This is a genomic window from Macrococcus sp. 19Msa1099, from assembly GCA_019357535.2.
Classification (GTDB): Bacteria; Bacillota; Bacilli; order Staphylococcales; family Staphylococcaceae; genus Macrococcoides; species Macrococcoides psychrotolerans.
In genome coordinates, this window is record CP079955.1 from 1,274,198 (window position 1) to 1,285,489 (window position 11,292).

Annotated in this window: 11 protein-coding genes; 2 read left to right on the forward strand and 9 right to left on the reverse strand. The window is 38.4% G+C overall.

Annotated elements, in window-relative coordinates; translation table 11 throughout:
- Positions 1-6 precede the first annotated feature (6 nt).
- From KYI10_06680 to lepA, 8 genes are all read right to left on the reverse strand, one after another.
- The gene (locus KYI10_06680) at positions 7-744 is read right to left on the reverse strand and encodes a 16S rRNA (uracil(1498)-N(3))-methyltransferase (GenBank protein QYA32079.1); all 738 of its coding nucleotides are present in this window, start codon (positions 742-744) and stop codon (positions 7-9) included.
- Between the two features lies 1 nt (position 745).
- Positions 746-1,681 carry a 50S ribosomal protein L11 methyltransferase gene (gene prmA / locus KYI10_06685; GenBank protein ID QYA32080.1) on the reverse strand — a complete coding sequence of 312 codons (936 nt, stop codon included), beginning with the start codon at positions 1,679-1,681 and terminating at the stop codon, positions 746-748.
- A gap of 2 nt (positions 1,682-1,683) precedes the next feature.
- On the reverse strand, positions 1,684-2,802 hold the full coding sequence (dnaJ, locus tag KYI10_06690; protein QYA32081.1) for a molecular chaperone DnaJ: 1,119 nt from the start codon (positions 2,800-2,802) through the stop codon (positions 1,684-1,686).
- A 104-nt stretch (positions 2,803-2,906) separates the two neighbouring features.
- The gene (gene dnaK, locus KYI10_06695; GenBank protein QYA32082.1) at positions 2,907-4,733 is read right to left on the reverse strand and encodes a molecular chaperone DnaK; all 1,827 of its coding nucleotides are present in this window, start codon (positions 4,731-4,733) and stop codon (positions 2,907-2,909) included.
- Between the two features lie 52 nt (positions 4,734-4,785).
- Entirely contained in the window at positions 4,786-5,379 is a 594-nt protein-coding gene (gene grpE / locus KYI10_06700) for a nucleotide exchange factor GrpE (GenBank protein QYA32083.1), read from the reverse strand.
- A gap of 2 nt (positions 5,380-5,381) precedes the next feature.
- Positions 5,382-6,335: a heat-inducible transcriptional repressor HrcA gene (gene hrcA / locus KYI10_06705; GenBank protein ID QYA32084.1), complete on the reverse strand. Its 954-nt coding sequence runs from the start codon at positions 6,333-6,335 to the stop codon at positions 5,382-5,384.
- A gap of 110 nt (positions 6,336-6,445) precedes the next feature.
- Complete coding sequence (gene hemW / locus KYI10_06710; protein ID QYA32085.1) at positions 6,446-7,561, reverse strand: radical SAM family heme chaperone HemW; 1,116 nt, start codon at positions 7,559-7,561, stop codon at positions 6,446-6,448.
- 39 nt (positions 7,562-7,600) lie between these two features.
- Positions 7,601-9,424 (reverse strand): translation elongation factor 4, encoded by a 1,824-nt coding sequence (lepA, locus tag KYI10_06715; GenBank protein QYA32086.1) that lies wholly within the window; start codon positions 9,422-9,424, stop codon positions 7,601-7,603.
- Between the two features lie 181 nt (positions 9,425-9,605).
- On the opposite strand from lepA, the gene rpsT reads away from it, so the two are divergent.
- Complete coding sequence (gene rpsT, locus KYI10_06720; GenBank protein ID QYA32087.1) at positions 9,606-9,854, forward strand: 30S ribosomal protein S20; 249 nt, start codon at positions 9,606-9,608, stop codon at positions 9,852-9,854.
- 188 nt (positions 9,855-10,042) lie between these two features.
- Here the strand turns inward: rpsT and holA are convergent, their stop codons facing one another.
- Positions 10,043-11,014 (reverse strand): DNA polymerase III subunit delta, encoded by a 972-nt coding sequence (holA, locus tag KYI10_06725; protein QYA32088.1) that lies wholly within the window; start codon positions 11,012-11,014, stop codon positions 10,043-10,045.
- Between the two features lie 92 nt (positions 11,015-11,106).
- On the opposite strand from holA, the gene KYI10_06730 reads away from it, so the two are divergent.
- The gene (locus tag KYI10_06730) at positions 11,107-11,241 is read left to right on the forward strand and encodes a YqzM family protein (protein QYA32089.1); all 135 of its coding nucleotides are present in this window, start codon (positions 11,107-11,109) and stop codon (positions 11,239-11,241) included.
- Positions 11,242-11,292: the final 51 nt, after the last annotated feature.

Genomic DNA, 11,292 nt, shown 5'->3' on the forward strand with positions numbered 1-11,292 from the left:
CAGTGTCTAATTCAACTCAAAATGAAAGCTCATTGCTGACAATGCATATAACGGCGCGGTCTCAGCTCTTAATATACGTGGTCCGAGTCCAATAACCATACTTCCAAACTGAGCCACTTCCGCTTCACTCAGTCCACCTTCCGGACCGAATATCACGCACACTTTATCACCATGCTGTACATTTTGTAACGCTTCAGTAAAGCTTTTCATCTCACCTGACTTCGCTGTTTCTTCATATGCAATCAGCACATGATCAAAGTCTTTCAGCTTTTGTCCTAATGCTTTCCCGCTCGCGACAAACTCAATAGACGGGACAATTTGTCTGTAACTCTGCTCAGCCGCTTCCTTAACAATCTTCGTAAAACGCTCTAACTTCTTCTGGAACTTCTTTTCGTCCACTTTAACGATCGTTCTTTCACTAACAAACGGCATAAACGACGCAGCTCCAAGTTCTGTCGCCTTCTGTATCATCCATTCATACTTATCATTTTTAAGCAACCCGCTGGCAATCGTCACAGACACAGGCATCTCTGTCTGAATATCAATGTGCTCAATCGGTTTCACTGTAATCTCAGCCTGAATATCGGTAATTTCACAGATCATCGTTGCATTCGTAAAGTTAACGATCACCTTATCTCCCGTTTGCTGTCTCATAACGTTTTTAATATGATGGACGTCGTCCTTACTACTGATCCGATATGTTTCGTTTATAACACTTTTTATACCAAGAAAATAACGCTGCATACTATGCCTCTTTTCTTGCTGCAATGGCAACCCATCCACTATCGTGCATCACTTCAACAATCGTATAACCGACGCGTTTTAAGTGGTCGATGATCATCTCTTCTTTCTCGTCGATGATGCCTGACGTTATAAGCAGACCATTATCATTTAATAATGCATAACTATCATCAATCATCATATCCACGATATGAGCTAATATATTAGCAAATATTACATCGCGTTTCTCTGTCTCACCTTTAAGGAGATTCCCTGGTTCTGCTTGTATCGCGTCAAGACAGTCATTCTTCTCGAAATTGTCTTCTGCTACTTTCACAGCAACAGAATCTAAATCGAGTGCTTTAATTGGCTTTGCTCCAAGTTTATGTGCAGCGATACTTAGTATGCCAGACCCAGTTCCTACGTCAACTATAGACTGATCACTTTCTACATACTTCTCAATTAACTTGAGACACATCGAAGTCGTCGCATGATCACCAGTACCAAATGCCATACCAGGATCTAGGTGTATCGCATGCTCACCGTCCTGTAAACCGTCATAGCTTTCCCAGCTCGGTACGATAACGAAATTGTCTGAAACTTTAAAGGCATGGAAATGATTTTTCCATTCATTAGCCCAGTCTTCTTCCTGCACGGTATGTGTACTGAATTCCAGACGAGTGACGTCGACATCATTTAATGCGTCTACTTTTTCTTTAATTTGCTCGATAACAGACGCATCATAATCTAGTTCACTAAAGTAAACTTTAACGCGTACATCCTCTTCTGGAAAATCATCCGGATTTAATTCATAAATTTCCCCGAATGTTTCAATACGACCTTTCTGAAGTTCAAGACTATCTTCAATCACTACACCATTCGCACCGACTTCATTCAGGATCTCTGCAATAAATGGCTCAAGTTCATGATTGATCATCATCGTTATCTCTACATAGTTCATCTTTATTCTCCTTTAAAGAAGCGTTTCGTTTTATCAAAGAAATTTGAAGGCTGTTCTGTAATATCATGTCCGTCGATCTCTGCGAATTCTCTTAATAACTCTGCCTGTCTGTTCGTCATCTTAACAGGCGTCATCACTTTAACCGTTACATATTCATCACCGCGACCATAACCGTGGACGTTCTGAACACCTTTTTCCTTTAATCGGAAACGTTTGCCCGTTTGTGTTCCTGCTGGAATTGTTAGTTTCACTTTACCTTCTAACGTTGGCACTTCGACTTCATCACCAAGCGCTGCTTGAGCGATTGAGAGTTCAAGTGTATAGAATATATCCTCACCGGAGCGATCAAAGTAAGCATGGTCCTGTACGTTAAATACAACATATAAATCTCCAGCCGGTCCACCATTTATACCTGGTTCACCTTGACCTGATAGTCGAATTTGCTGACCTGTATCGACACCTGCTGGTACTTTCACACTAATCTTAACTGTCTTAATCTTTCTGCCAGTACCACCACAATCTGAACATTTCTCTTCAAACTCTTTACCAGTACCACCACAATCTGGACAAGTACGTTCACTTCTCACGCGACCAAATGGTGTGTTCTGTTCAACATGCACATTTCCACGTCCACCACAAGTAGCGCATGTCTTAATATTTGTTCCTGGTTTCGCACCACTGCCATCACACGTATCACATTCGACTTCCTTCTTCACTGAAATTTCTTTCTCAGCACCAAATACAGCCTCTTCAAACGTTACATTCATCTGATACTGCAAATCATTCCCTTGTCGCGGTGCATTCGGGTCACGACGTGCGCCGCCACCGAAGAATGAACTGAAGATATCTTCGAATCCACCGAAACCACCAAAGTCCTGGCCACTAAATCCTGCACCTTGGCCCATACCTGCATGACCGAACTGATCATACTGTGCTTTTTTCTGATCATCACTTAACACTTCGTATGCCTCAGCAATTTCTTTGAATTTATCTTCAGCATCCGCTTCTTTATTAATGTCCGGATGGTATTTCTTTGATAGTTTCTTATATGCTCTTTTTATCTCTTCTTTAGAAGCACCTTTAGATAATCCAAGGACTTCGTAGTAATCCCTTTTCGCCACGTTTCATTCTCCCTTTCTTATTTCTTTATTACTATATCAGTGTATCGCATGTTTTAAAAGAAAAAGTCAAAGCCAATAAATTGACTTTGACTTTAAAAGAGTACTTATTTATTATCGTCGTCTTTCACTTCAGTAAAATCAGCATCTACAACATCGTCATCTTTAGATTCAGCACTTTGTGCTCCTTCGCCTTGCTGTTGTGCCATTTGCTCATAAAGTTTCATAGATAAGCCTTGAACAATTTCGTTTAGTGTGTCTTTTTTCGTTTTAATTTCTTCAAGGTCATTACCTTCTAACGCTTTTTTAAGGTCTTCTTTTGCTGCTTCTGCTTTTTCTTTTTCAGCAGCATCTACTTTATCTTCTAAATCTTTGATTGCTTTATCCGTTGCAAATACAAGTTGATCTGCTTCGTTACGTAAATCTACTTCTTCACGACGCTTCTTATCTGCTTCAGCATTTGCTTCTGCATCTTTAACCATACGATCGATTTCTTCGTCACTTAATGAAGATGAAGACTGGATTGTAATCTTCTGTTCTTTTTGCGTACCTAGATCTTTCGCTGTAACGTTTACGATACCATTCTTATCGATATCAAACGTCACTTCGATTTGAGGCATACCACGTGGTGCTGGTGGAATGTCAGTTAACTGGAAGCGGCCTAACGTTTTGTTATCTGCTGCCATTTGACGCTCACCTTGTAATACGTGAATGTCTACTGCTGGCTGATTATCCGCTGCAGTTGAGAATACTTGTGATTTAGATGTTGGAATTGTAGTATTACGTTCGATTAACACTGTAGACACACCGCCCATTGTTTCGATACCTAATGATAATGGTGTTACGTCTAATAATACAACATCTTTTACATCACCAGTGATAACGCCACCTTGAATTGCAGCACCCATCGCTACAACCTCGTCTGGGTTAACACCTTTGTTTGGTTCTTTACCTAATTCTTTCTTGATTGCTTCTTGTACTGCTGGAATACGAGTTGAACCACCAACAAGAATTACTTCATCGATATCTGCATTTGATAATCCAGCATCTTTCATCGCTTGACGTGTAGGACCCATCGTACGTTCTACTAATGTATGAGATAGTTCTTCAAACTTCGCACGTGATAAAGTCACTTCTAAGTGAAGTGGTCCTGCCTCACCTGCAGAGATGAATGGTAATGAAATTTGTGTTGAAGATACACCTGACAAGTCTTTTTTCGCTTTTTCAGCAGCATCTTTTAAACGTTGCATTGCCATTTTATCCTGAGATAAATCTAAGCCATTTTCTTTTTTGAATTCTTCTACTAAGTAGTCGATGATTACTTGGTCAAAGTCATCTCCACCTAATTTGTTGTCACCTGAAGTAGACAATACTTCAAATACACCATCACCAAGTTCAAGGATAGATACGTCAAACGTACCGCCACCTAAGTCGAATACTAATACTTTTTGTTCTTTATCGGTTTTATCTAAGCCATAAGCAAGCGCTGCAGCAGTTGGTTCGTTAATAATACGCTCAACTTCTAATCCTGCAATTTTACCAGCATCTTTAGTTGCCTGACGTTCTGCATCGTTGAAATATGCAGGTACTGTAATAACTGCTTTCGTTACTTTTTCACCTAAGTAGCTTTCGGCTGTTGCTTTTAAGTTTTGTAGGATCATTGCTGAAAGTTCTTGTGGTGAGTATTCTTTACCTTCGATGTTTACTTTGTAGTCTGTACCCATATGACGTTTAATCGAAATGATTGTATTAGGGTTAGTGATTGCTTGACGCTTCGCCACTTCTCCGACTTGTGTTTCACCATTTTTGAATGCTACAACTGAAGGTGTTGTACGGTTACCTTCTGGGTTTGCGATTACTTTTGGCTCTCCACCTTCTAATACAGATACACATGAATTTGTAGTTCCTAAGTCAATACCAATTACTTTACTCATTGTATAATTCCTCCATTAATTTAAAATTTATGAAATGTTATAAAACTAAAAATTATTCGTTTACTTTAACCATTGACGGTCTTAGTACACGTTCTTTTAATTTATAGCCCTTCTGTAGTTCTTCAAGTACGATACCTGAATCTTTACGCTCATCACTTTCTTGCATCACTGCTTGATGAAGATTTGGATCGAATGGCTGGTCAAGTGCTTCTATGACTTCTAATCCATTCTCTTTAAGTGAATGTAACAGACTTTCATAAACCATCTCTACACCCTTGTGAAGTGATTTAAACTCATCTGATTCACCTTGCTGCGCTAATGCACGTTCAATATTATCAATTGCTGGTAATATATCACGTAACACACTCTGCGCACGATATGTTCTTTCGGTATCTAATTCCTGACGCGTGCGTTTCTTATAGTTTTCAAACTCTGCATACAGTCTTAAATACTTCTCTTCTGACTGCTCAAGCTTTGCTTCAAGTTCAGCTACCGGATCGGTACTTTCATCTTCAACAGGCGCCTCACTTACTACTGTTTCATCTGGAGTTTCAGTTGATGCAACATCTGTTTCATTGCTTTCAGTTTCATTCGTTTCTGTGATGCTTTCGTCTTTCATTACATCCTGCTTATTTTCTTCTGACAAATCTAGTCCTCCTTAAACATTCGATGTAAATTCGATAATTTATTAAATATATCACGGTAACTCATTTGAGTTGGTCCGATGATTGAAATGTTACCATTCATATTATGCATATGAATCGGTGTCGTTACAATCGATATCCCTTGTAAGTTCTGACTAATCTCCTGACCTAATATTACTTCAATCTGATTCGACTGTTTTGATTCTATTAGATCTGGTAATGTATTAGAGTCGATAAGCTTCAACATTTCTCTAATCGCTTCTAGATTATCAGAGTCCATAATTTCGTATAAATACTCGCGACCTTCAAAGAACACCGCGTTCGTATTCGTTGTCGCTTTCTTAATAATCTCTGATTTAATATGTGTTAAAGGAAGTTGCTTTATCGACGGATATCCTTCCTGATGTAAGTTCGACTTATTAATTGACGCCAAATTCGCATTCAGAAAATTATTCATCTTCTCAATTTCAAGTCTCGTTAAACGTACCTGCCATGAAATTTGCTGATGTTCAACATTTCCGTTCTCATATACGATAATCAACACCAGCTTCGTCGGTGTTAAGTATGTTAAATGAATCTGGGAAATAGACTTCATATCGATTTGAGATGTTGTTGCAATAGACAAATGTCTTGTATCTCTTGCGATTAATTGTGCAAGTCTTCTGAAGTCAAGTGCATCACTGTTATTAATATCAAAGTTCGGTTCATAAGGAAATTCTTCCTGCAGCGCTTCTACATAAAACTTGTAACCCGTTTCTGAAGGAACACGTCCTGAAGATGTGTGCATCTTCTCGATCAAACCAAAATCTTCTAGACGTTTCATCTCTGCACGTATGGTTGCAGGACTGACATTAAAGTGATGATCATCAATCAACTTCTTAGATCCTATAGGCGTTCCACTATCAACAAAATCCTCAACAATTACGTTCAACAAATGTAATTGTCTATCTGTTAGCATATTTCACCTCGTTAGCACTCTCTTACCTCAAGTGCTAATACTAATTTATCAAATTGGTCAAAGTATGTCAACATTAACACTCATAATTATAAAAAAGAAGTTTCTATTTACTAAACAGTAAGTAGAAACTTCTCAAATACATCATTCCCACGCATTCTTCCAAGTGCTGTTAAAGAGATTCGGTCATCTGTTTCAATTAAATACCCTTCATTTACGAGCTTGGTCGTGACATCTTTAAACACATTATCATACGACGTTTTATATCGCGCAAGAAATTCATTCTTGCTGATGCCATCATTCAACCTTAACCCTAAAAACATAAACTCCTCCATCGCAGCATCAACTGTGACAGGTATACGTTCTTTAACCGCATTTCCTTTATGCATCGCCTTAATATAGTGTGGAACAGGTGCAATGTTATAATAGCGTACTCCGTCGATATACCCATGACTTCCAGCACCGGCACCATAATATTCTTTATTCTGCCAGTATACTTTATTGTGTATTGATTCATGGTGTCCTTTAGCGTAATTAGAGATTTCATATTGATGAAAGCCACGATCTCTTAAAGTATTCATCGTGAGCGTATACATCTCTGCAGCGAGCTGTTCATCCGGCAGCTGAAGCATGCCCTTTTTATACATATTATAAAACTGTGTCTTCGGCTCTAATATTAGGGAGTAACTTGAAATATGGTGTATATCCAGTGATGTCGCAAGTGCTAGATCACGACGACATTGCTCTAATGTCTGTGTCGGTAAATGATACATTAAGTCGAGACTGATAGATTCTATACCCAGCTCGTTTGCGGCGTTCACCGCGTTAAATATATCTTGTTCTTGATGTGTTCTGCCAAGCGACTTTAATAGATCATTATCAAACGTCTGTACACCGAGTGATAGACGGTTGACACCGTACTGCTTCATTAATGCAATCTTGTTACGCGTCAATTCATCAGGATTTGCTTCCATCGTAAATTCTTCATGTATCGTAAATGACTGTTCAATATAACTGAGCAATCGTTCAAGTTGTCCTTCATTCAGCGCTGTAGGTGTACCTCCACCAATAAATACCGTTAGCAAATCGCGTTCATCAATGGATGAAAGCTCTTTGATTAAACAGTCCAGATATTCATCTACTGGCTGATTTTTAATGAGGAACTTATTAAAATCACAGTACGTGCATATACGATTACAAAATGGAATATGAATATATAAACTTCTCATTATGCCTCCTAACAAATAAAGACATGGTTACCCACGTCTTTATTCTTCATCCATTTTCAGTACAGCTAAGAATGCATCCTGAGGAATTTCAACCGATCCTACTGATTTCATCTTTGCTTTACCTGCTTTTTGTTTTTCAAGTAATTTGCGCTTACGGCTGATATCCCCACCGTAACATTTCGCAAGTACGTTCTTACCAATCGATTTAATATTTGTACGTGCAATAATCTTCTGACCGATTGCTGCTTGTATAGGGACTTCGAACTGCTGTCTTGGAATTAAAGTCTTTAGTTTCTCAACGATGACTTTACCACGATCATATGCAAAGTCTCTATGCACGATAAAACTTAGTGCATCTACTGTTTCACCGTTTAATAATATATCCATCTTCACAAGCTTACTTTCCTGATAGCCAATCAATTCATAATCAAATGAAGCATACCCTTTGGTACTTGATTTCAGCTGGTCGAAGAAATCAAATACAACTTCTGAAAGCGGCACTTCATAAATGATGTTAACACGAATATCATCCAAGTAATCCATCGTCTGGAAGTTTCCGCGTTTCTTCTGGCATAGTTCCATCACTGCACCAACATAATCATTCGGTACCATAATACTTGCTTTAACGTATGGTTCATAAATTTTGTCGATCTTCTGTGGGTCCGGCATCTTAGAAGGATTGTCTACAACAATTTCACTACCGTCTGTCATCTCACATTTGTAGATAACGCTCGGCGCAGTCGCAATTAATTCAATACCAAACTCACGTTCAATACGTTCCTGAATAATTTCCATATGCAATAGCCCTAAGAAGCCGACACGGAAGCCGAATCCTAACGCTTGAGACGTTTCTGGTTCAAATTCTAGCGATGCATCGTTTAACTGAAGTTTCTCTAATGCTTCACGAAGATCATTATATTTACCCGTATCAATCGGATACACCCCACAGAATACCATCGGGTTCATCTTCTTATATCCTTGAAGTGGCTCAAGAGCAGGATTGCTGGCATGTGTGATTGTATCACCGACACGTGAATCGCCAACATTCTTGATCGATGCTGTTAAATAACCAACATCTCCAACCGTTAATTCAGCAACCGGCATTTGCTTCGGTGTATTGATTCCTACTTCGACAACTTCAAATTCTTTACCTGTCGCCATCATCTTAATCTTATCGCCTGCCTTAACCGTCCCATCAATAATTCTGATTGATGAAATAACACCACGATAAGCATCAAAGGCACTATCAAAGATCAACGCTTTAAGCGGTGCTTCTGGGTCACCCATCGGCGGCGGAACAAGTTCAACAATCTGTTCTAAAATATCTTCAATACCGATATTTGCCTTCGCACTCGCAAGCACCGCATCACTCGCATCAAGACCGATAACATCTTCAATCTCCTGGCGCACACGCTCAGGTTCTGCTGCTGGTAAATCTATCTTATTGATAACAGGAATAAGTTCTAACTCATTATCAAGTGCTAAATAAACGTTTGCCAGCGTTTGCGCTTCAATTCCTTGTGCCGCATCCACTACGAGAATCGCACCTTCACATGCAGCCAAACTACGAGAAACTTCATATGTGAAGTCCACATGACCAGGTGTATCGATTAAATGAAAGATATAGGTCTCGCCATCTTTCGCTGTATAATTTAACTGTACTGCATTTAATTTAATTGTAATCCCGCGTTCACGTTCCAGATCCATAGAATCAAGAAGCTGTGCTTTCATCTCACGCGTTGCTACAGATTTCGTATTCTCTAAAATTCTATCCGCCAAAGTCGACTTCCCGTGGTCGATGTGGGCAATAATCGAAAAGTTTCTAATTCGTTCCTGACGCTTTAAACGTTGTTCATTATTCATAGTTATTGTCCAACTTTCTTAAATTGTTCGTATATTTGATTATAACAACTAAATGTAAGTGTATCAATCAGTTTTCAAAAAATTAGATTGCATATAGCGCTTGAATTTGATAAAATATTTCTTGTTGCAATCAAATTTATAATTTTATGCAAGTGTAAGACATTTTTAGGAGGTGAAATTTATGCCAAACATCAAATCTGCAATTAAACGCGTTACTACAAGTAACAAAGCACACGATGCTAACATTTCTCAAACAAATGATATGCGTACTGCTGTGAAAAACGCTAAAGCGGCAATTGAAAACAACGCTGACAATAAATCAGAATTAGTACAAGTAGCTGTTAAAAAGATTGATAAAGCTGCGAAAAGCAACTTAATCCACTCAAACAAAGCTGACCGTTTAAAATCACAAATCATGAAAAATAAATAAAAGGTCGTGACTCGAGTGTTTAGACACGAGTAAAATCACGAAAAAGAATGCAGGAAATGGTTTTTTATTTCTTGCATTCTTTTTGATTTTACTTGTGTCTGCTCGAGGAACGCCGTCAATAAAATGTCGTGACAGAAGTGTTCTGTCACAAGAGAAACAAGGCGATAGTTTCACTATCGCCTTGTTTTTTATACCTTCAAGATAAACAGTTCCAGTATCAATACTTTATCCATATAAGATGACTTCAGTTCATAATCTGCTTCGGCACATGCATCGATAACATTCAGCAGATGCTTTAACGGAATTTGTCGTACTTTACGCATCGATAGTTTTACACGATATGGATGCACCTTCACTTCGCGTGCGATCTGCTGCTCAGAAAATCCCTTTTCAGACAATATCTTCACCTGATAGTATAATCGATACTGACTTGTTATAAGCGCGAGCAGTTTAATCGGTTCTTCTTTCATATGTATCAAGTCTTTCAATAGATGAATAGCTTCTGCCTTCTTCCCTGACGTTATGTAGTCTGTGAGCAAAAACACATTCTGTTCAAGGCTTCTGCTGACGACCTGTGACACATCGCTTTTCGTTATTATAGGTGCGTCGCCACTATATAACACTAGCTTATCCAGTTCCTTCATAACCGCTCCATAATCGATCCCGGTGAGATGGATCATTTCATTAAGTGCATCTTCTTTAATATCCTTAAAATTTTCATTTAAAGTTGATTTAATAATTTTTTTTATCCCTTGTTCATCCAGTGGTTCAATCTTCTTCACTTCATGGTTGGCCTTTATTTTCTTCACAATCTTCTTACGTTCATCGAGCTTATCTGAATAGACGGTGAAGATGACATAGTTCGGGCCTTCAAATCTTTCAATAAACGCCAATATTTCATCTATATCGATTTCAAATGTCGTCTTGACTTTCTCGCCTGTAAACACAAAAGCATTATGTATGACAATCGCTTTCGCATCGGACAGAAAAGGAATTGTCATCGCATCTTCTAATATCGGTTTAACTTCGGTTTCCTTCATATCGTACTGACTATAATTAAATTCATCTTTCGTACCGATTAACTTTGCAACCAGCTGCTCTGTTTCTGATTCAACTAAAGGCTTCGTACTTCCATGTATTAAATAAATATAGCGCATCATTTACTCCTTAAAATAAAAATCTCTATTTCATTATAGCTTTTTTTTATATGTTATCATATACTTAAATAGATACATTAGGAGGTTGAGAAATTATGAATCAATTCGAAAAAAATGTTCAATCAAAAAATAATGACGTACAAGATTCTGGTTATGCATTCTTATTTGGATTTGGTGGATTTGCCACAATTTACATCATCGCTCAAATCTTTGACCTGATTGCAAAATAATGTACTTATCTGTGTGTCCGTTTCGTACATCACACGAACCCGAATAATAAT

Excerpts from the sequence above, each read along its gene's own strand:
- rpsT (QYA32087.1), top strand. The coding sequence starts at position 9,606 with ATGCCAAACATCAAATCTGCAATTAAACGCGTTACTACAAGTAACAAA.
- prmA (QYA32080.1), bottom strand. The coding sequence starts at position 1,681 with ATGAACTATGTAGAGATAACGATGATGATCAATCATGAACTTGAGCCA.
- hemW (QYA32085.1), bottom strand. The coding sequence starts at position 7,561 with ATGAGAAGTTTATATATTCATATTCCATTTTGTAATCGTATATGCACG.
- dnaK (QYA32082.1), bottom strand. The coding sequence starts at position 4,733 with ATGAGTAAAGTAATTGGTATTGACTTAGGAACTACAAATTCATGTGTA.
- KYI10_06680 (QYA32079.1), bottom strand. The coding sequence starts at position 744 with ATGCAGCGTTATTTTCTTGGTATAAAAAGTGTTATAAACGAAACATAT.
- lepA (QYA32086.1), bottom strand. The coding sequence starts at position 9,424 with ATGAATAATGAACAACGTTTAAAGCGTCAGGAACGAATTAGAAACTTT.
- hrcA (QYA32084.1), bottom strand. The coding sequence starts at position 6,335 with ATGCTAACAGATAGACAATTACATTTGTTGAACGTAATTGTTGAGGAT.
- KYI10_06730 (QYA32089.1), top strand. The coding sequence starts at position 11,107 with ATGAATCAATTCGAAAAAAATGTTCAATCAAAAAATAATGACGTACAA.
- holA (QYA32088.1), bottom strand. The coding sequence starts at position 11,014 with ATGATGCGCTATATTTATTTAATACATGGAAGTACGAAGCCTTTAGTT.